This is a genomic window from Paraburkholderia caffeinilytica, from assembly GCF_046030355.1.
Classification (GTDB): Bacteria; Pseudomonadota; Gammaproteobacteria; order Burkholderiales; family Burkholderiaceae; genus Paraburkholderia; species Paraburkholderia caffeinilytica_B.
The window spans coordinates 60,072-79,748 of record NZ_JAQQCQ010000008.1 but is presented as its reverse complement, the minus strand read 5'-3'; the positions used below and the strand labels follow the sequence as shown (position 1 = coordinate 79,748).

15 protein-coding genes are annotated in these 19,677 nt (G+C 62.5%); 8 read left to right on the top strand and 7 right to left on the bottom strand.

Annotated elements, in window-relative coordinates; translation table 11 throughout:
* Positions 1 to 147 precede the first annotated feature (147 nt).
* The 4 genes from PQQ95_RS14470 to PQQ95_RS14455 are packed head-to-tail and all read left to right on the top strand — an operon-like array spanning position 148 to position 3,403.
* Entirely contained in the window at positions 148 to 1,005 is an 858-nt protein-coding gene (locus tag PQQ95_RS14470) for a transporter substrate-binding domain-containing protein (RefSeq protein ID WP_408438070.1), read from the top strand.
* Positions 1,002 to 1,763, top strand: coding sequence for an amino acid ABC transporter permease (locus tag PQQ95_RS14465; RefSeq protein ID WP_408438069.1), 762 nt, complete (start codon positions 1,002 to 1,004; stop codon positions 1,761 to 1,763). The genes PQQ95_RS14470 and PQQ95_RS14465 overlap by 4 nt, the downstream gene beginning before the upstream one ends.
* Positions 1,753 to 2,559, top strand: a complete 807-nt coding sequence (locus tag PQQ95_RS14460) for an amino acid ABC transporter permease (protein WP_408438068.1) — start codon at positions 1,753 to 1,755, stop codon at positions 2,557 to 2,559. Before PQQ95_RS14465 ends, PQQ95_RS14460 begins: the two co-directional genes overlap by 11 nt.
* Positions 2,546 to 3,403: an amino acid ABC transporter ATP-binding protein gene (locus PQQ95_RS14455; protein ID WP_408438067.1), complete on the top strand. Its 858-nt coding sequence runs from the start codon at positions 2,546 to 2,548 to the stop codon at positions 3,401 to 3,403. The genes PQQ95_RS14460 and PQQ95_RS14455 overlap by 14 nt, the downstream gene beginning before the upstream one ends.
* Positions 3,404 to 3,515: 112 nt before the next feature.
* Here PQQ95_RS14455 and PQQ95_RS14450 read toward each other — a convergent pair whose 3' ends face one another.
* The 4 genes from PQQ95_RS14450 to PQQ95_RS14435 all read right to left on the bottom strand — a co-directional run bounded on the left by PQQ95_RS14450 (position 3,516) and on the right by PQQ95_RS14435 (position 8,842).
* Positions 3,516 to 4,844: an LLM class flavin-dependent oxidoreductase gene (locus PQQ95_RS14450; RefSeq protein WP_408438066.1), complete on the bottom strand. Its 1,329-nt coding sequence runs from the start codon at positions 4,842 to 4,844 to the stop codon at positions 3,516 to 3,518.
* Positions 4,841 to 6,214 (bottom strand): MmgE/PrpD family protein, encoded by a 1,374-nt coding sequence (locus PQQ95_RS14445; protein WP_408438065.1) that lies wholly within the window; start codon positions 6,212 to 6,214, stop codon positions 4,841 to 4,843. The genes PQQ95_RS14450 and PQQ95_RS14445 overlap by 4 nt, the downstream gene beginning before the upstream one ends.
* A gap of 226 nt (positions 6,215 to 6,440) precedes the next feature.
* Entirely contained in the window at positions 6,441 to 7,280 is an 840-nt protein-coding gene (locus PQQ95_RS14440) for a CmcJ/NvfI family oxidoreductase (RefSeq protein ID WP_408438064.1), read from the bottom strand.
* Positions 7,281 to 7,477: 197 nt separating this feature from the next.
* Positions 7,478 to 8,842 carry an LLM class flavin-dependent oxidoreductase gene (locus PQQ95_RS14435; RefSeq protein ID WP_408438063.1) on the bottom strand — a complete coding sequence of 455 codons (1,365 nt, stop codon included), beginning with the start codon at positions 8,840 to 8,842 and terminating at the stop codon, positions 7,478 to 7,480.
* A gap of 352 nt (positions 8,843 to 9,194) precedes the next feature.
* Here PQQ95_RS14435 and PQQ95_RS14430 point away from each other — a divergent pair, with 352 nt between their 5' ends.
* Complete coding sequence (locus tag PQQ95_RS14430) at positions 9,195 to 10,550, top strand: LLM class flavin-dependent oxidoreductase (RefSeq protein ID WP_408438062.1); 1,356 nt, start codon at positions 9,195 to 9,197, stop codon at positions 10,548 to 10,550.
* A 5-nt stretch (positions 10,551 to 10,555) separates the two neighbouring features.
* On the opposite strand, the gene PQQ95_RS14425 is transcribed toward PQQ95_RS14430, so the two are convergent.
* Positions 10,556 to 12,982 carry a hypothetical protein gene (locus PQQ95_RS14425; protein WP_408438061.1) on the bottom strand — a complete coding sequence of 809 codons (2,427 nt, stop codon included), beginning with the start codon at positions 12,980 to 12,982 and terminating at the stop codon, positions 10,556 to 10,558.
* Positions 12,983 to 13,025: 43 nt separating this feature from the next.
* On the bottom strand, positions 13,026 to 14,570 hold the full coding sequence (locus PQQ95_RS14420) for an SLC13 family permease (protein ID WP_408438060.1): 1,545 nt from the start codon (positions 14,568 to 14,570) through the stop codon (positions 13,026 to 13,028).
* A gap of 187 nt (positions 14,571 to 14,757) precedes the next feature.
* On the opposite strand from PQQ95_RS14420, the gene PQQ95_RS14415 reads away from it, so the two are divergent.
* Positions 14,758 to 15,531: a GntR family transcriptional regulator gene (locus PQQ95_RS14415; RefSeq protein WP_408438059.1), complete on the top strand. Its 774-nt coding sequence runs from the start codon at positions 14,758 to 14,760 to the stop codon at positions 15,529 to 15,531.
* Positions 15,532 to 15,597: 66 nt separating this feature from the next.
* Here the strand turns inward: PQQ95_RS14415 and PQQ95_RS14410 are convergent, their stop codons facing one another.
* A complete protein-coding gene (locus PQQ95_RS14410) occupies positions 15,598 to 16,920 on the bottom strand; it encodes an LLM class flavin-dependent oxidoreductase (protein WP_408438058.1) in 1,323 nt (440 codons plus the stop codon).
* A gap of 241 nt (positions 16,921 to 17,161) precedes the next feature.
* Here PQQ95_RS14410 and PQQ95_RS14405 point away from each other — a divergent pair, with 241 nt between their 5' ends.
* Both PQQ95_RS14405 and PQQ95_RS14400 read left to right on the top strand, forming a co-directional pair.
* On the top strand, positions 17,162 to 17,941 hold the full coding sequence (locus tag PQQ95_RS14405) for a GntR family transcriptional regulator (RefSeq protein ID WP_408438057.1): 780 nt from the start codon (positions 17,162 to 17,164) through the stop codon (positions 17,939 to 17,941).
* On the top strand, positions 17,938 to 19,671 hold the full coding sequence (locus PQQ95_RS14400) for a fumarate reductase/succinate dehydrogenase flavoprotein subunit (RefSeq protein WP_408438056.1): 1,734 nt from the start codon (positions 17,938 to 17,940) through the stop codon (positions 19,669 to 19,671). The genes PQQ95_RS14405 and PQQ95_RS14400 overlap by 4 nt, the downstream gene beginning before the upstream one ends.
* The last annotated feature ends 6 nt before the right edge of the window (positions 19,672 to 19,677 follow it).

Sequence of the window (19,677 nt, the reverse complement as noted above, 5' to 3'; positions counted from 1 at the left end):
TTCTGGCGTCGCACATGCCGAGAATAGGCAGTCCCGAATCGCATCCTGACTTTATCTTCCGGCGAATCCTGGCGGACTCATAGCAACAACGTCACGCCGATCGGCCGGAGCGATATCAGGATTCACCTGACTTCAGCCTATCCATTCATGTTCAGCCGACCGACCCGCCCCACCCTTCAGCGCGCCGCATTCCGCACATTACGCGCCGTGACGCTTGTTGCAGCATTGGGCGCCAGCGCCGCTCACGCCGATACGACACTCGACCGGATTCATCAGCGGCACAAGATCGTGATCGGCGTGATCCTGTCAGGGCCACCGTTCGGCTCACTGGACCCGGCCACGCAAAAGCCGCTCGGTTTCAATATCGATCTCGCGAACGACGTCGCGAAACGCCTCGGCGTGGACGTGGAGTTGACGCCGGTCCAGCCGTCGAATCGCGTGCAGTTCCTGCAACAAGGCAAGGTCGATGCCCTGATCGCGAATATGGAAGTCACCAAGGAGCGCGCGGAGCTCTTCTCCTACCCGCCCACGCCGTTTGAGGAAATCGGCGGGGCACTGATTACCCGCAAGGACAGCGGCATCAAGACCTGGAACGATGTGCGCGGCAAGCCCGTGTGCGTCTCGCAAGGCAGCAACTATACGAAGCCGCTCGCGGAAGAATATGGCGCACAGGTGAAGGCATTTCGTGGCCAGCCGGAGTCGCTGCTCGCGCTGCGCGGCAATAACTGCGTCGCCGCGGTCCACGTTGCCCCTACGCTGCGCCTGCTCGTCGCACGCAATCCGGACTGGAAGGACTACACGATTCCCGTATCGAACGAGTTGATTCCGTCGCCGTCTGTGATCTGGGTTCGCAAGGGTGAAACGGATACGCAAAGTGCGCTCGAAAAAATCGTGCAGGACTGGCATCGCAGCGGCTGGCTGATCGACGTCGAGCACAAGAACGGCATGCAGCCCTCACAAGCGGTGCTCGATCTGCATGCGAAGTACAAGGCGCAAGGTGCATGAGCGCGCCGGCTCAAGTGCTCTCGCAGGCCGCCGCGGCCGTGGTCGAAGCGATCAGCAGGATCGGGCTGAACTACAGCTTCGTGCTGGCACCTGACGAACTCGCATCGTTTCTGCACGGCATGCTGGTCACACTGGAACTCTCGCTCGTCACGGCGCTCGGCAGTCTGGCGGCCGGCGTGGCGCTGGCTGCGCTGCTCACTTCAGCGCGTCCGGCGCTCGCGCGCCCCGCTCGCGTGTTCGTCGAAATCACCCGCAACACGCCGACGCTCGTGCAACTGTTCTGCGCCTTCCTGGTGATCAATATGCTGATCAGCGAGGCACTGCGCAATCTGGGCGGCAATCCGCTGACACCGTTCATCTGGAGCGCGATCGTGATTTCGCTGCACAAGGGCGCGTTTCATGCCGAAGCCTTGCGCGCCGGTATCGAAGCAGTGCCACGCGCCACGCTCGAAGCGGCCCAGTCGCTCGGTTTCAGCCGCCGCCAGCGGCTTTGGGGTGTGCAATTGCCGCTCGCGTTACGCTTTGCGCTGCCCGCGCTCGTCAACAACATGGTCGACCTCGTGAAGATGACCACCGTTGCCTCCGCAATCGCCGTCGGCGACATCACGTATGCATCGATCATGATCTGGACGCAGCGCGACAATGTGCTCGAGTTGATGATCCTGATCCTCCTGTTCTTCGGTGCACTGACCTTTGCGATCAATCGCGCGGGACGCTGGCTCGAAGTCCGCCTGAGGATGCCCGGCTATGGCCACTGAATCCATCACCCTGCCCGAGCGGGACGGGCGGTACCGCTCCCTCTTTGCGCTTGCCAGCGTGGTCGGCGTCGCCGCTCTGCTGGCGCTCGCCGAACACGAGATCGTCCATGGCCCGAGCTATCCCGCGCTCGCCGCACTCATTACATGGGCGCCGGCGCTGGGCAAATCCCTCTGGGTCAACATCGAAATCAGCCTGCTTGCCATCGCGCTCGGCACGCTCGCCGGCCTTGCGTTAGGTCCCTTGCTGCTGTCGCCGATCCGGGCCGTCCGCGTGATTGTCCGCAGCTATGTGCAGGTGTTTCGAAATGCCCCCTTGCTCGTGCTGATCTATTTTTCGACCTACGTTTTCCCATTCGAAATCGCCTTCGGCCAGCACGTCGTGCCGTTTCCCGACTGGTTCAAGGTCACGCTCGGCCTCGCGCTGCCTGCCAGTGCCAACTTCGCCGAGATCTTCCGTGGCGCGATTCAGTCGATCCCTCATGCGCAGTGGGACGCCGCACGTTCGCTTGCGTTCAGCCGCGCCCAGGTGTTCCGTTGGATCATCCTGCCGCAATGCGTGAAGCGGATGCTGCCGCCGTGGATGAATCTTTACGCTAGCATCACGATGGCGACCGCGCTCGCGTCGCTGGTGGGTGTGCACGATCTGCTGGACACCGCGCAGGTGGCGAGCAATACCGTGGCGCGGGCGGATTTCACGGTTGTCGTCTATTTCACCGTACTGGGGTTGTTCTTCGCTTACTGCTACCCGATTGCGCGCTTTACCCGCCTTCTTGAGAAACGCTATGCTTTCAGCTGATGTCTCGCTCGCACCCGCAGCCGCGGCGGAAGACGTGCGCCCCCTGGTCCGGCTGCGCGACGTGCATCTGTCATTCGGCGCGACACCGGTGCTCAAGGGCATCGACCTCGACGTGTTCCGCGGGCAGGCCGTGTCGATCATCGGGCCGTCCGGGTCGGGCAAGTCGACGATTCTGCGCTGTATAACTGGGCTATTGCGTCCCCAGCAAGGTGAGATCGAAGTCGACGGTACCCGTGTCGATCAGCTCGCCTCCGAACGCGACGAGATCGAATTGCGCAAGCGCGTCGGTTTCGTGTTCCAGCAATACAACCTGTTCCCGCATCTGAGCGTGCTGGACAATCTGGTTGTCGCGCCCGTGCGCATCCTCGGACGCGACAAAGCCGACGCCACCCGCGCCGCTTACGATCTGCTGAAAAAAGTACGCCTCGAGAACAAGGCTCATGCGTATCCGGGTGAACTGTCGGGCGGTCAGCAACAGCGCGTGGCGATTGCACGCGCACTGGCGATGCAGCCGGATCTGATCCTCTTCGACGAGGTAACCTCGGCGCTGGACCCGGAAACCGTGGGCGAAGTGCTGACCGTGATCCGCGATCTGGTGCGGGACGGCATGACCTGCGTGCTCGTCACGCACGAGATGCGCTTTGCCGAGGAAGTGAGCGATACGGTGTACTTCACCGAAGCCGGTGTGATTGTCGAACACGGCCCGGCTAACGCGCTGTTCCGCGCGCCGGTCAGTCCGCGTACGCGTGAGTTTCTGGCGCATACCCAGGCCGCGCCGGAAACTGTGCACGTGGCTGCGCCCCGCACACCGGTGGCACTGGATCTGCGTCACTTCGCGATCTAGACTGGCGCCTCCGGTGAGGCAAGCTTAAAAAAACACGGCGTCTGCCCAGCAGACGCCGTGTTTTGCTTTGCGCGCGCGTTACTTCCTGCTACTTCCTGCCTCTTCGTGCCGCTCACTGCCGCGCATAACGGCTCACAGGCCGCTGCAAACCAAGGTGATCGCGCAAGGTGGTGCCGCTATATTCGGTGCGGAATAACCCACGCCGCTGCAATTCCGGCACGACGAGTTCGACAAAGTCGTCGAGACCGCCGGGGAAATACGGCGGCATGATATTGAAGCCGTCGGCCGCTTCGCCTGTGAACCACTCTTCGAGCGCGTCCGCCACCTGCACAGGTGTGCCCCATACGATGCGATGCCCACGCGCGCCCGCCACCAGGTAATACAGCTCGCGCAAGGTCAGATTCTCGCGGCGTGCGAGATCGGTCAGCAGTTTGGCGCGACTTTTCAACTGATCGGACTCCGGCAGTTCCGGCAACGGACCATCGAGCGGATACTTCGACACGTCGTGTCCGAGCCGGTCGGATAACAACGACAGTGCGCCAGTCGTATCGGTCCATTCCTGCAATTGCGCGTATTTGTCTTTCGCCTCCTGCTCCGTCCTGCCGATGACAGGAAACACGCCCGGCATCACGTGCAACTGCTGGCCCTCACGGCCGAATTTGGGCAGCCGGCCTTTCAGATCGCGGTAGAAGACCTGCGCTTCTTCGATGGTCTGCTGCGCGGTGAACACCACTTCCGCCGTGCGCGCGGCCAGGTCCTGCCCCGGTCCGGACGACCCGGCCTGAATCACCACCGGATGCCCCTGTGGCGGGCGCGACGCATTCAGTGGACCTTTGACAGCGAAGAACTGCCCCTTGTGATCCAGCGTATGCACCTTGGCCGGATCGAAGTAGACGCCGCGCGCCTTGTCCTTGAGCACCGCGTCGTCATCCCAGCTGTCCCACAGTCCCTTGACGACGTCGACGAACTCACCCGCCATTTCATAACGCAGCGCGTGATCCGGATGATTGCCCCGGGTGAAGTTCGCCGCCGTGCGGTCATACGAAGTCGTCACGACATTCCAGGCCGCCCGTCCGCTGCTCAGGTGATCCAGCGACGCAAACGCGCGCGCGACGTGATACGGCTCGCTATACGTGGTCGATGCGGTAGCAGCGAGGCCGATGTGGCGCGTGCCCATGGCAAGCGCCGACAGCAGGCACAGCGGCTCGAGCCGCATCGCCATCGACGGATGCGCATCGGGTCCGCTGGTGAGGCCGTCGGCGAGAAAGACCATGTCGAACTTCGCGCGCTCGGCGGTTTGCGTGATGCGCTGCATCAGCGCGAGATTCTCGCTGCCCGCCTGCGCGTCAGGATGCCGCCAGCCGGCGACGTGATGTCCCGCCCCCTGGATGAAGAGCCCCAGACGCATCTGCCTGCGGGACCTGCTGTTATTCGTGCTCATACGTGGATCTGCGCGAAGACGTTGAAAAGGGAAGCGAGGTCGGCGGTGCTCTGCATCGTTTCGATATGCGCGGGGAGGAACGCGAGGCGTTCGTCATGGCCGGTGGCGTCCGCGAATTTCGCGGGCAAATCTTCCGCGCTGTAAAGACGGTCGGTCTTATGGCTCAGTACCGTCCCGTTGCGCAATACGATCTCGACGGTCGAGAAGCGCGTAGCCGGATCGGTCGATGCGCGCGCGGCGGTTTCATCGTGACGGCTTGCCACGCGCCGCGCGAGCGCAATCAGATCGTCACGCGCCGGCACATCGGCAAACGTGGCGACACTGGGCGAACCATCGGTCAGCGCAGCCGCTACGGCATAGGCAACGCTGAAGCGTGCTTCGAGACCGGTAGAAGGTAAGGTTCGAGACAAAGGCGTATCGCCACCGGGCGGAAATATCACCGTCACCTCGGCTATGTCGTCCGGCGTGAGATGGTGCGTGTCGCGCAACGTCAATGCGGCATGTACCGCGTAGTGCGTCGCCGTGCAGCACGCCCACGGTTTGAAGTACAGGCCCGGAACCGCGATTTGCCACGGCGCACCCCAAGCCTCGAGCACGCGCTCGGGTTGTGCCGCGCCCCCGCTGAACACCGCGAAAAAACCGGCCGGACCGTCCAATGCTTCAGGCGAACCTTGCAGCCCCGCCGCCGCGAGTTCAGCAGCGAACAGACCGGCACGCGCGGCGAGTCCGGCATGCAAGGGTTTCGCTTCGCTGCCGAACTGCAGCCGTAAGCCTGCCGACTGCGTGGCGGCCAGACCCAGTGCGTTTTCGACCGCAGCCGCATCGAGTTTCAGCAGATAAGACGCAGCGGCCGCGGCGCCGAGCGCGCCCAACGTCGCGGTGTTATGAAAGCCCTGCTCGTAGTGCCGGCTGCCGAGCGCGAGACCAAGGCGCGCCATCGTCTCGACTCCGACGACGTAGGCGCCGAGCAAATCAAGCGCACTGCTGCCCCGTGTTTGCGCCAGCGCGAACAACGCAGGCAGCAACACCGCCGAGGGATGGCCTCGCACGCTGCTGTGCACGTCGTCGTAATCGAGTGCGTGGCCGGCGTAACCGTTGAGCAACGCAGCCTGTTGCGCCGATACGCGGGCACTGCTGCCGATCACCGCAGCATCGCCACGCGAGTCGTTGGCGCTGACTGTCAGGAGTTTTTGATAGCCGTTGTCGCTCGCACCCGCAAAGGCAGCGGCGAGAAAATCGAGAACGCCGCGTCTTGCCGCGGCAATGGCGCTGGCATCCCTGGAAGGCGACGCTTGGGTAATCGCGGTGGCCAGCCGCCGTGTAACGCCGTCGGCCTGCTGGCCGGCGCTGGGAGCATAAGGGCTTGGCATGTCGGAAGCGTGAGAGCTGTGAAATCGCACTGGGCAAACGTTGCCCGTGCCTCGCTCGATAACGCGTCAAACGATGCGTCGGCGAACGAAGGCTAGGCAACCACCCGAACGCCGCATGCTAACCAAACGCTGCGTCACAAACAAACAAGAATTCGCGCTTTCGATATTGCATATTCTGCGATGCTGCAGCAGACGCGCGCTCCGTGTCCGCCGCGCAACCCGTCACTCAAAAGAACAGCAACGTGCGCAGTTCAATGCTTTTGCGCGGCGGCGCATCGGCCGGTGAACTGGGATCGTCGAAGGCCGTGTGGGCCGTCAGGCGCGCGATTCCATCCCCCGCCGAATCGTAAATCTTCAGCAGCAGGAATTCATCCGGCGACATGTGCGGGAAGTAGTACCAGCGGTGCCGCGGATTGAATACCAGCGCATACGTCTCACCCACCTTGTCGGGATACACCAGATCCGACGCCACCAGATCGTTGAGCGCGATACTGCGCGAATCGCACAGCGCGAGCGGCGACGCCTGCACCGTTTCTCCGATCGGACGCCACAGGTTGACGATCGCCACACGGCCTTGCAGCAACTGCTCCGCTTCCCCTGCCGGCAGATGATCGCGCACCCGGCGCGGCCCCGATACGAAAGTCTGATCGTTATGGATGTACTTGACCGGCTCTCTCACGCCCTCGCCGCGTTCGGGATTGCCGTCGCGCAGCGTGTGGTCGAACACGACCACACGCCGGGCACCGGTAGCCTGCTTCAGCAACCGCTCTGCTTCCGGGTAGTAGACAGATTCGATCTTCACCGGATCGGAGAAGTCGCTCAACGCGCTAGCGTGCCGATGCAATTCGAAGCCGTTACGGTCGAGCGACAACGCGCCAGGCGGCGGCGCGACGCGCGCATTCGAAATGCTCACCCGATGCGCCCGGTACACGCCGCTGCGCTTCGGAACGCCCGGCGGCGGGTCGTACTGATACGACACCGGCTTCTCGCCGCTGAACTCGAGGTAGTTCAACTCTGCCTCGACCGTCACGGCAGACACCGGTGCATCGATGACGATATCGCTCATGTTCATGCCCTCGCGTCAAAACGATTCGTTGAGCGGCCGCAGATCGATTTCCTGCGACCGTGCACTGCGCCCCTGCCGGTGAAAACACCAACAGGCGATCGCCGCGGCACGCAACGCGTGGCGGCAGCAGACGCATATGCCTATCGTTTCAGCGTAGGCGATGGCCGTACAGGACGGAAATAACGAATCGTGGAAAGTTATGCGCCGGATTCGAGACTGGCCGCGGAAAAATAGCGGTTTTCAGGCCGCCGCAATCCCAGGTTCTCGCGCAACGTGCGGCCTTCGTAATCTTCGCGGAACAAACCGCGACGGCGCAGTTCAGGCACCACCAGTTCGACGAAATCGGTCAACCCATCCGGCAGCACCGGCGGCATCACGTTGAAACCGTCCGCGCCATAATTCACAAAGCGCTCTTCGAGTTGATCGACGATCTGGGCCGGCGTGCCGACCAGTTGCCAATGGCCACGCGCACCCGCCACTCGCAAATAGAGCTGGCGGATCGTGAGATTCTCGCGGCGAGCCAGTTCGAGCGTCAGCACCTGACGGCTCTTGCTGGCATTCGTTTCGGGCAGCTCCGGAATCGGGCCGTCGAGTGGGTAGCCCGACAGATCGAACCCACCCGTCAGCCCGGAGACCAAAGCGAGTCCGACCCTTGGATCAACGAGCGACTGCAATTGCTCGAACTTCTCTTGCGCTTCCGCTTCAGTACGGCCGACAATCGGAAACACGCCCGGCATGATCTTCAGATCGTCCGCATGACGGCCATAAACCTCCATGCGCCCTTTCACGTCCGCGTAAAAAGCCACCGCATCCTGCAGCGTTTGCTGCGCCGTGAAAATCACCTCGGCCGTCTTCGCCGCAAGGTCGCGGCCGGCTTCGGACGACCCTGCCTGCACGACGACCGGATGCCCTTGCGGAGCACGCGCGACATTCAACGGACCCTTGACCTGAAAGAAGCGTCCCTTGTGATCCAGCACGTGCCGTTTGGCAGGGTCGAAGAAACGCCCTTCGGTCTTGTCGCGAACGAACGCGTCGTCGTCCCAACTATCCCATAGACCTTCAGTGACCTCCGCGAATTCGGCTGCGCGCGCGTAGCGCTCGGCGTGATCGAAATGCCGGTCACGGTTGAAATTCTTTGCTTCATGCTCGCTGGACGAGGTGACCAGATTCCAGCCCGCACGCCCCCCGCTAATGTGATCGAGCGACGCGAACTTGCGGGCAATGTGATACGGCTCGTTGAAGCTCGTCGAGGCGGTGCCGACGAGCCCGATGCGCTCAGTCACGGCCGCGAGCGCCGAGAGCAGCGTAATCGGTTCGAACTGCGCCACATAACTGTGCGCCGTGCGGCTCAGAAAGTCGACGTTGTCGCCGCGTGTCCCCACGCCGTCGGCGAGAAAGATCAGATCGAATTTCGCGGCTTCGGCCGCTTGCGCGAGCCGGACATAGTGGCGAAAGTTCACACCGGCGTCCGCCTGCGCCTTGGGGTGCCGCCACGCGGCAATGTGGTGTCCCGAGGGATAGAGAAAAGCGCCGAGGCGCAAGTGTCCGCTACGTTTGCTCATGGAAGTCCAAGGAAAATGATGGGCGGCGCTGTTCCACACCCCGTTTGCCGGCCGGGTGGGCTGCCTGCCGCATCACGGCGCCCATCAATGCAACGACTTCACCGGCATGGATCGATCAATCGAGAATTGTCGGCCTGAGCGAGACGTATGGAGAACCAATTTGTTCTCATATGCAAAGCGTCGTGCATGGCGAGCCGCTACCAGAGAGAAAGCTTGCCCTGTGCTTAGTCTTCGCCGGCATATCGATGCCAGAATTCATTCGTGGTCTCGAACGATGCGCTCATCGACAATCGACGCATCGGTCAGAACGTTCGTTCCTTCGTTGCTGGCTGCCCCCGCATTCGAAAAGACCATGAGAACCGACCGGCTGCGCCAGCTTCATCTGAACGTCAACATCCTCCACTCCGGCTTTGTCCCTTCCGCGTGGCGTACGCCCGAAGCTGATCCGCGCGCCTTCGTCGATATCGCTCACTATGTTCGTGTCGCGCAAATTGCCGAAGCGGCGAAATTCGATGCCGTGTTTCTCGCGGATAACGCCTCGATTGCCGATCAGATCGATTTCCGCCCGATTACCGCGCTGGAGCCGACCGTGTTGCTCGCCGGCATTGCGGCGGCCACGACGCATATCGGCGTAATCGGCACGGCATCGACGAGTTATAACGAGCCGTATAACATCGCGCGGCGCTTTGCCACGCTCGACCATCTGAGTGCGGGCCGCGCCGGCTGGAACATCGTGACGACCGCCGATCTCGGCTCAGCCCGCAATTTCGGCCGCGAGGCGGTGCCGGATCACGCGCAACGCTACGAGCGCGCAGCGGAGTTCACGGAGGTGGTGAAAGCGCTGTGGGATAGCTGGGAGGACGATGCCTTTATCGGCGACAAAGCGAGCGGCCGCTTCATCGATACTACGAAGGTGCATCGCATCGACCATCGCGGCAAGTACTTCAGTGTCGATGGTCCGCTCAACCTGCCGCGTAGTGCACAGGGTCATCCGGTGCTGATCCAGGCCGGCGGCTCCGCTGACGGACGCGAACTCGCGGCCCGGCACGCGGAAGCCGTGTTCTCCGCATCGCAGTCGTTCGACGAAGCAGCCGCCTATGCGCGCGAACTGAAATCTCGCGCCGCGGCGTGGGGACGAGGCAGCGACGCCATTCGCGTGCTACCCGGACTCACCACCATTATCGGCGCGACCGAAACCGAGGCCCTGCGCCGTCGCGATGAACTGGTCGACCTGATTCCATGGACTTACAGCCTCACGCGACTCGCCGGCATATTGGGCATTAGCGTCGACCGGCTGAAACTCGACGAGCGCCTGCCGGACGATCTCTCACTGCCCGGCGGCGGCAACGGCAATCACACGTTCTTCAACGCAACGCTCGCCCAGGCGCGAACTCACGGCTACACCGCGCGTCAGTTGATCCGTGCGCTTGCGGGCGGCGGCGGACATCGTGTCGTCGTCGGCACGCCGGAACAGATCGCCGACGATATCGAACACTGGTTCAAGGGCGGCGCTGCCGACGGTTTCAATCTGATGCCGGATGTTCTGCCGGGTGGCTTGCAGGACTTCGCCGACGGCGTGGTTCCGCTTCTGCAACAACGTGGTCTTTTCCGCACCGACTACGAAGGGAGCACCCTGCGCGAACACTTCAGGTTGCGACGCCCCGTCAGCCGCCACCTGCACCCACGCGAAGCGGCGGCAACCGCGTAAGCGCGCTATCTATCGAACGTGATGAACTGGGCCGAGGTCCACACCTTGCTGTCGTCACGCTGACGGCCGAACACGTACACCGGACGAAAGCCGAAGCCGGCGTTCTGCGGTGCAACTTCGAACTGCCCCGTCAGATCCACCGGCAACGGCCGATCCGTCAAACGTTCGACAGCGAGGAAGAGTTCGGTTCCGCCGAGTTCATGCCGCGCGGTGCCGCTTGCAAGCAGTTCTGCACCGCTGATTTCCCAGTGAAAGGTCGGCGCGTGCGCAAACGGATTGCCCTGCAGCGGATCGCCTACCTTCACGAAACCGTCGATCGTACCTTCGATCACAATGCGCGCCTGGGCCAGATTGCTCACGTCGATCTCGATGCTATCGGCGTCGCCATAGGTATCGCTGCGAAATTCGATGTCCGTTGCACCCGTGCGCCACGCGGCCTCCTCCACATGTTCGAAGCCCCCCGCGCCGAAATTATTGATGGTGCCGTTGACGATGCGAATACGCCCTTGCCAGGACGCCCAGCGATAGCGGTCGCGAATCCGCGCGCCGCCCCAGCGGACCCGGATCAGGCGTTCGGCGTAGCCAAGCTCTTCGTGCAGATTGCGCTCGGCCAGCAAACCATTGTGATCGAATGCGGCAACGTATTCCCAGCCGGCGCGCCCCAGCAAACGATAGTCGAGCGTAGCCGGCCCGCGATGCTGGAAGGCATCGCCTTGCCAGAACTCGCCGCAACGCACCAGCGCCGCGCTGTGCTCGCCCGTGGTCGCCCATGTCCGGCGGGCGCGCAATGCCTCGCCGACCGAGCGCCGGTCGAGTGAATCGGACAGCACGCCGGTCAGCCCACCATGCACGCCGAACACGCTGACGCCGGGCGCACCGCCGCCGGGCCGGCCGCGATGCTCGTCGCCGCTCGCCGCCACGCCGAGTTGATAACCGCGTGCGATCACGTCGCGATAAAGCCAGTCGAAATGGCCCCACGTCGACGCGATTTCAACCAGCCGTTCGAGTTCCGGATGATGCCAGTCAGGGATATAGCGGCGGCCGCCCACATGCGGCATCACCAGATGGTGGGCGGCATTGTCCACGTAAGCGTCCCACAGTTCATCCACCGGCCAGCGGCCCAGTTCGACCGCGGCGCCCTTCATGTCCTCGTTCCACACGAGCGTGCGGTTGTGTTCGCCCCGCGCGTTGTACGGAAAGCCCGGCCGCTCGTCGCCGAGAAAAACGACGTTGTGATCGCCGCCCGCCGTCGAGCTACCGCACCATTCCTGCACCGGATAGACGACGAAGCGCCCTGCTTCGTTGAACTGCTCGACGGTTTCGACGCCGAGTTGCCAGTTCGCATCCGTGATCTGGAAATCGTTCGCGGTGTAACCGAGCACATCGATGCCGCCGATATCACGCGCATAAGCGGCGTTATAGGCCGGACTGTTCGTGCCCACCGTATCGTGTGCGTGAACATGCAAGTCCGCGTACAGGGAACGGGCGACCGGCAGCGCGGCATCCACGGTCAGGTAGGCTTGCGCCGCGCGCACGTCACGCAGCGACGGCACCTGGGCCATGATGCGCAGGCTGCCAGCGGTGGTCGGTAAATCAGTGAGTGCGATGCTCGCCCAGCCTTCGCCCGGCAGCGGCAACTCGCGGTCGTAGACAATGTGCTGGCGCTCGTCATAGGCTCGCACTCGCACCGCACCGCCGACATCGCGGCAGGCATTGCCCCAGCGGTCCTGCAACGAAAGCCGGAACGGCGCGGATTGCCCCGGCTGCACAAAACGCGGCCCATTGAGCAGAACCTGAGCCGGCGCGCCGGCATGGATGTCGATCACGACATCCCCCGGCACCGCGACAAAACGCGAGGTGCCGAGCGGATCGACGTAGAAGCGGAAACGGAACTGATCCTCGACGAAAGTCTGCACCCGCGTACCTGGACCACGTCGCCGATCGCCCAGCCGGATCACGATGTGGTCGCCGGCGTTCAGGTAACCATCGGCGACATCCACGATAACGGCCTTTTGAAAGGGCCTTTCATGCCCCTTCTGATCGAAGCGTACGTTCAACGACTGGACGGTCGCCGGGCTTTGGCCCGGGACGAGCGGCGCAGCGTGATATTCCGCGCTGATGTAGTTGGCGGCGGCCGGGTCGCTGGTCTGAAACAGCGCCCAATCCGAATAGAACTTGAACGTCGTCTTCAGCCAGGCACCGTCGGCGATGCCTGACGCGCCGACTTCATAGTCGAGCACGATTTCGCTCCAGCTGCCCGCTTCGAGTCGGGTCACGTTGCAGTTCACCCGTCCGGCAAACGGCAGCGCCTTATGACGCTCATACAAACCGGTCGGCGCGACATGCGGGCCGAGGCGCTTGCGCAACGCGGCGCCCTTTGCTGCGAGCGTTGCTTCGATGCTTTCGCGGTCGTGGTCGTGGTCTTGATTCACTTCGGTTTCTCCTGGTCAAAGGATGCAGTGAAGCGCGCAACGATTAGTGCGCGAACGGCCAGGGCGCGGCGGGATTCCAGATCGGCATGCCCTGATACGCGTACCACGGCGCCATCACGCAGATACCGTAGACAATCGCGATCAGCACCGAGACCACGCCGACCCTGGCGTAGTCCGAGGTCGTGAAGGCGCCGCTGCTATACGCAATGACGCCCGCCGTGATTTGTGTGGGCAGCAGGTAGGCAAAGCTGTCGGTATCGCTGATCAGCAGCGTGAAAGCCACCGGATGCAGGCCGAGGCGCGGCGCCAACGCCAGCGCGATCGGCGCAATCATGGTCACCGCCGCGACGTTCGACAGCATGCCGATCCGGATCGCGTGCGTGCCGATCATCACGATCGCCAGCATCAGCCACCAGACATAGCCGTGCGCGAGTGTGTAGATGTGATCGGCGGCCCATTGCGCGAGCCCCGAGTCGCTGATCGCCGACGACAGCGAGAGCGCGCCGCCGAGCAGAAACAGCGTGCCCCAGATAGTGCGTTCCTGAATGTCCTTCCAGCTCGAGCGCAGCACGCCCGGTGCGAACATCAGCGCAAGTGCGATCAACGCGACGATTTCCGATTGCAGATGGTGCAGCGATTCGGTTGCCCACATCACCGCGACGAAACCGAATACGGCGAGCACCAGCCAATCCTGACGGGCTACCGGCGGTAAGCTGCGGCGTGCATCGACGATCGCCTGACGGCCGCCTGGCACCGGCACACCGCGCGATTTGAAATAGTGCTGCACCCAGAACTGCGTCAGCACGAACATGCCGAGGTACGGCCATTGCAGCCGGAACCACGTGAAATACGAAATCCGCACACCGAGTTGTTTCTCCAGCAAACCGGAGACAACCATATTCGGCAGATGCGCGGTGAGAATGCACATGCCGCTGATCATCGAGCCATAGACCAGCGTCTGGATCACGATGGCTTTTCTGGCATTGCGCTCGCGAGCGCTCTCGCCGAACAGCCCGACGATGCCGTTGGTCACCGGCAGCAACGCGGCCGCGCGGGCGTTGGCCGCCGGCACCACCAGCGACATCACGAAATTGACGACGAACATCGCCCAGATCACGCCATTCGCCGAGCGCACCTTGAGTTTGTCGAGCAGCACCAGTGCGATACGGCGGTCGAGCCCGGCCGCCTGCATGATCGCGGAGAACAGGAAGGCGGCAAGACACAGGAACACCACCGGCGCGGCAAATCCGCTTGCGGCTTTCGGGAACGGCGTGACCGCGTGGGACAACACCAGCAGCATCGGCAGCAGAATGCCGCTGACGCCGACGGGAATCGCCTCGGTGATCCACACGATCGCCACCCACGCGACCACGGCCAGGGTGGCCCTGCCGTGCGGCGTCAGACCGGGCGGCGCCGGCAACACCCATGCGATGGCGACGAAACACAGCCACGCGAACAGAAACCCCGCGCGCGCCTTGAACAGGCTTCCATGCGCTGGAGAATACGCCGACGCGGCGTGACTCGCCTCCGGCAGCACGCCTGGACTTACACTTGCGACCGGCGCATAGCTTGATGTTTCGTTTGCCACTTCCCCGCTCCTGTAAGACGGTCGAGATGCGTCCGCATGTGGACATGACCTGCCGGAAAGTTGGCATAATACGTATTAATACAAGTTGGCGATCCAAGCACTTCTCATATCCTTATACGAAGACATGGCTTAGCCCGCCGCATCGATTCATGGCAATGCCGGCGCGCACTGCACGAGGGGAAAATTGATGAGCCTGGTCCGTGAGAACGTCACGTCGCTTTACGATCAGATTGCCGGCACGTTGCGCGGCGAAATAGAGAATGGCCACTACGAGCCTTCCGGCAAACTGCCCTCGGAGGCCGAACTCAGCGAGCGCTTTGGCGTGAGTCGTGTGACGGTGCGTCTCGCCATCGGCAAGCTGGCGGATGAAAATCTGGTGGAGCGAAAACAGGGCAAAGGCACCTTTGCAAGCGGCAAGCGCATGCAGCATCGCCTCGATGTATTGCGTGGCTTTTACGATTCGCTGGCGCGCCAGGGCGCCGAACCGCAGATGAAACTCCTGCGCATGCAGCCCGGCAGGAAGCTGCCGCCCGACATGGCCGGTGTGTTCGCGCGCGAGGTCAAGACCGCCGTCTACCTTGAGCGGCTGCATTCCGTGGACGGCGTCAGCGTCGCGCTGGCGCAGACATGGCTGCTGCCCGAAGCGGAAACGATTTCCGAACAGCTTGCGCAAACGAAGCCTTCTTACGAGATCATCGAATCGATGCCTGGGTGGAAAATCGCCCGTGCGGACATGAGCATTACCGCCGTGGCGGCATCAGCAGCGATTGCGCGCAGTCTCCAGACGCCTGAACATGCGCCCCTGCTGGTGATGAAACGAATCTCGCGCCTCACCGATGGGCGCGTCTGCGAGTCGACGCTATTTCATATCCGGCCGGAACGGTATGAGTTTGTCGTGAGCAGCGCGATGAATGGGGAACTGACGGCGCGCACGGGTGAGTCACTAGAACGGGGGGATTAGCGTCACGCCGACTCCCCGCGAACGCGCGGCGAAATAAACCGATTGGTGGTTCAGTGGCCCGTCATTTCACCGCGCGAAAAACCGGTTCTCAGGCCGTGGCAATCCCAGATTCTCGCGCAGCGTCGCCCCTTCGTATTCACGCCGGAACAACCCGCGCTTCTGCAACTCGGGAATGACCTTGTCCACAAAGTCGTCAAGACCGCCCGGCAGATACGGGAACATGACGTTGAAGCCGTCCGAGCCCTCTTCCACCAGCCATTGCTCCATCTGATCGGCGATCATCTTCGGCGTGCCCACCATCTCGAGCCCCGAGTATCCGCCAATGCGCTGAGCGAGTTGACGAATCGTCAGCCCGTCGCGCTGCGCCCATTCGACCACCCGTTGCCGCGCTGTCCGGCTCGCATTGGTCTCGGGAATCTCGGGCAGCGGGCCGTCCGGATCGAAGCCGGAGACATCGTGCCCCAATGCAATCGACAACGAAGCGAGCCCACTTTCGTAGTGCACGAACGTGTCGAGCCGCGCCCGGATTTCCAGTGCCTCGTCCAATGTATCGCCCACGACCACGAAGGCCGCCGGAAGAATCTTCATGTGATCGCGCTGACGGCCGATCTTTTCCATCCGGCCTTTCACATCGGCATAAAAGCGCTTGCCGTCGGCCAGCAAGGTTTGCGCGGTGAACACCACCTCGGCGGTTTCAGCGGCGATCTGCCGCCCCGCTTCCGATGAACCGGCCTGCACGATGACGGGCCATCCCTGCACGGGGCGCGCAATATTCAACGGACCGCGCACCGAGAAGTTCTCGCTCCTGTAATTCAGCACATGCAGCTTTTGCGGATCGAAGAATGTGCCGGTTTCCGTATCGCGGATAAAAGCATCGTCGGCCCAACTGTCCCAGAGCCCGGTGACCACGTCGAAAAACTCGCGGGCGCGCCGATATCGCTCGTCGTGTTCGACATGCTCGTCGAGACCGAAGTTGAGCGCGGCATCGGGGTTCGAGGTCGTCACCAGATTCCATCCCGCGCGGCCGCCGCTGATATGGTCCAGCGAGGCAAAACGCCGTGCAACGTGATAAGGCGCGTCGAACGTGGTGGACCCGGTTGCGATGAGCCCCAGCCGTTCCGTGACCGCCGCCAGCGCGGGCAGCAGTGTGAGCGGTTCGAACGACGTGACCGTGTGGCTATGCTTGAGCGCGTCGAGCGGCATGTTCAGCACCGCGAGGTGATCCGCCATGAAGAACGCGTCGAAGCGGCCGCGCTCGAGCGTCTGCGCGAAGCGCTTCAGGTGCGCAAAATTGAAGTTGGCATCGGGATAGGCGCCGGGATAGCGCCATGCGCCGGTATGAATCGTCGTGGGGCGCATGAAAGCACCGAGGCGCAGCTGACGTGACATGGGGCGAACTCCATCGCAAACGGGTCGGGCCAGTTTAATCGTCCTTCGCCGACGCTGCTTGCCGCCGTCCATCGTCCGGCAGCCGCCCGCCGGGCGCGGTGCGCCGGGGCTCCGGCACTAACGGACACGCCGAAAGCTTTCCCGCAGAAATGCAAAGCACAAAATCTTCGTTCGTCCGTTGAGGCTCCCTCACTAGACTGTGATGCAACTTGTCATAACAAGTACAGACAACCCACAGATCATGCAGAAACCCGACCCGGCCAACGTGCTGCCTCTTTCCGCCCCGCCGCTTTACGAGCAGATAAAGACGGCGCTGCGCTCGCGCATTCTCGACGGTACGTATGCCGCCCATTCCCAGATGCCGTCCGAAAACGACCTCTGCGCGATGTTCAACGTCAGCCGCATTACCGTGCGGCAGGCACTCGGCGATCTGCAAAAAGAAGGCCTCGTTTTCAAACTTCACGGCAAGGGCACCTTTGTCTCCAAGCCGAAAGCGTTCCAGAACGTCAGCGCGTTGCAAGGTTTCGCCGAAGCGATGTCGTCGATGGGCTATGAAATCGTCAACCAGCTCAAACATATCCGCTTCATTCCCGCCACCGCGCAAATCGCCAGCCGGCTCAAGCTGCCCGAGGGCGCGAAAGTCGCCGAAATCCACCGCGTGCGGCTGCTCAATCGCGAGCCGGTGTCGCTCGAAATCACGTGGGTCCCGGAAGCGTTAGGTAAACGTCTGGCAAGCGCAGACCTCGTCACGCGCGACATCTTCCTCATTCTCGAGAACGACTGCGCCGTGCCGCTCGGCCACGCCGACATCTCCATCGACGCGATTCTCGCCGACGAGGAAATCGTCGAAGCCCTGAACGTTGAGGAAGGCAGCCCGGTGCTCCGCATCGAACGTCTGACGCACAGCGCGGACGGTACGCCGATCGATTACGAATACCTCTATTTCCGCGGCGACGCGTTTCAGTACCGCTTTCGCATCGACCGCCAGAAAGAGAAGAAGACCACAAGGAAGACGAAATGAATACGCACGTGATCGAGTACGACCTGGTCGTCGTGGGCGGTGGCACCGCGGGTCCGATGGCTGCCGTCAAGGCAAAGGAACAGAATCCGAACCTGAAGGTTTTGCTGCTGGAAAAAGCCAATGTCAAACGCAGCGGCGCGATTTCGATGGGCATGGACGGTCTGAACAACGCCATCATTCCCGGCCACGCGACACCCGAGCAGTACACCAAGGAAATCACCATCGCCAACGACGGCATTGTCGATCAGGCAGCCGTCTACGCCTATGCCCGGCACAGTTTCAAGACCATCGAAGAACTCGATCGCTGGGGGGTGAAGTTCGAAAAAGACGGCACGGGCGACTATGCGGTCAAGAAAGTGCATCACATGGGCTCCTATGTTCTGCCGATGCCCGAAGGCCATGACATCAAGAAAGTGCTCTACCGGCAACTCAAACGCGCGCGCATTGCGATCACCAATCGCATCGTCGTCACACGCGTTCTGACCGACGCACAAGGGCGTGCCTGCGGTGTCCTGGGCTTCGATTGCCGTACGGCGGATTTTTATGTGGTGCGCGCGAAGGCGGTCATTCTCAGTTGCGGGGCCGCGGGCCGGCTCGGCTTGCCGTCCTCGGGTTATCTGATGGGCACCTACGAGAACCCCACCAATGCCGGCGACGGCTACGCGATGGCCTATCACGCGGGCGCCGCGCTTGCGAACCTCGAGTGCTTCCAGATCAATCCCTTGATCAAGGACTACAACGGCCCGGCATGCGCCTATGTGACCGGCCCCCTCGGTGGGTTCACCGCAAACGGCAAAGGCGAACGCTTCATCGAATGCGATTACTGGAGCGGCCAGATGATGTGGGAGTTCTATCAGGAACTCCAGAGCGGCAACGGCCCGGTATTTCTGAAGCTCGACCATCTCGCCGAAGAAACCATTCAAACCATCGAGCAGATTCTGCACACGAATGAGCGCCCGAGCCGGGGACGATTTCATGCAGGACGCGGCACCGATTACCGCCAGCAGATGATCGAAATGCACATTTCGGAGATCGGTTTCTGCAGCGGCCATAGCGCGTCCGGCGTTTATGTGAACGAGCGCGCGGAGACCACGGTCGCCGGTCTCTATGCCGCCGGCGATATGGCTGCGGTCCCGCACAACTACATGCTCGGTGCGTTCACCTATGGCTGGTTCGCGGGGCAGAACGCGGCGCAATACGTCGAGGGCCGCGAGCATGCGGCGCTCGATAACGAGCAGATCGAAGCCGAGCGGGCGCGCATCTATGCACCGCTCGAACGGGAGACAGGGCTTGCGCCGGCGCAAGTCGAATACAAGCTGCGCCGCATGGTGAACGACTATCTTCAGCCGCCGAAGGTCACGCGCAAGATGGAAATCGGCCTGCAACGTTTCGCTGAAATCGCCACCGATATCGACCAGATCAAGGCCGACAATCCGCACGAACTGATGCGCGCCGCGGAGGTGCGGGCGATTCGCGACTGTGCCGAGATGGCGGCACATGCATCGCTATTTCGCACGGAAAGCCGCTGGGGGCTGTATCACCATCGCGTCGATTATCCGCAGCGCAACGACGCGGAATGGTTTTGCCACACGCATCTGAAGAAAGACGCAGCGGGTCGCATGGTCAGCGAGAAACGCGCCGTCGAACCGTATGTGGTGCCGCTCGACAACCACGAGAGTCGCGCCTATCAGAACCTGCGCATCGGCGAGCCCGCGCTGGCCGACGCTTGAGGAGCC

What these genes read in the sequence shown, in the direction of transcription:
- PQQ95_RS14445 (WP_408438065.1), bottom strand. Translation starts at nt 6,214, where the DNA reads ATGCCAAGCCCTTATGCTCCCAGCGCCGGCCAGCAGGCCGACGGCGTT.
- PQQ95_RS14410 (WP_408438058.1), bottom strand. Translation starts at nt 16,920, where the DNA reads ATGTCACGTCAGCTGCGCCTCGGTGCTTTCATGCGCCCCACGACGATT.
- PQQ95_RS14400 (WP_408438056.1), top strand. Translation starts at nt 17,938, where the DNA reads ATGAATACGCACGTGATCGAGTACGACCTGGTCGTCGTGGGCGGTGGC.
- PQQ95_RS14435 (WP_408438063.1), bottom strand. Translation starts at nt 8,842, where the DNA reads ATGAGCAAACGTAGCGGACACTTGCGCCTCGGCGCTTTTCTCTATCCC.
- PQQ95_RS14460 (WP_408438068.1), top strand. Translation starts at nt 1,753, where the DNA reads ATGGCCACTGAATCCATCACCCTGCCCGAGCGGGACGGGCGGTACCGC.
- PQQ95_RS14455 (WP_408438067.1), top strand. Translation starts at nt 2,546, where the DNA reads ATGCTTTCAGCTGATGTCTCGCTCGCACCCGCAGCCGCGGCGGAAGAC.
- PQQ95_RS14450 (WP_408438066.1), bottom strand. Translation starts at nt 4,844, where the DNA reads ATGAGCACGAATAACAGCAGGTCCCGCAGGCAGATGCGTCTGGGGCTC.
- PQQ95_RS14430 (WP_408438062.1), top strand. Translation starts at nt 9,195, where the DNA reads ATGAGAACCGACCGGCTGCGCCAGCTTCATCTGAACGTCAACATCCTC.
- PQQ95_RS14440 (WP_408438064.1), bottom strand. Translation starts at nt 7,280, where the DNA reads ATGAGCGATATCGTCATCGATGCACCGGTGTCTGCCGTGACGGTCGAG.
- PQQ95_RS14405 (WP_408438057.1), top strand. Translation starts at nt 17,162, where the DNA reads ATGCAGAAACCCGACCCGGCCAACGTGCTGCCTCTTTCCGCCCCGCCG.
- PQQ95_RS14465 (WP_408438069.1), top strand. Translation starts at nt 1,002, where the DNA reads ATGAGCGCGCCGGCTCAAGTGCTCTCGCAGGCCGCCGCGGCCGTGGTC.
- PQQ95_RS14415 (WP_408438059.1), top strand. Translation starts at nt 14,758, where the DNA reads ATGAGCCTGGTCCGTGAGAACGTCACGTCGCTTTACGATCAGATTGCC.
- PQQ95_RS14470 (WP_408438070.1), top strand. Translation starts at nt 148, where the DNA reads ATGTTCAGCCGACCGACCCGCCCCACCCTTCAGCGCGCCGCATTCCGC.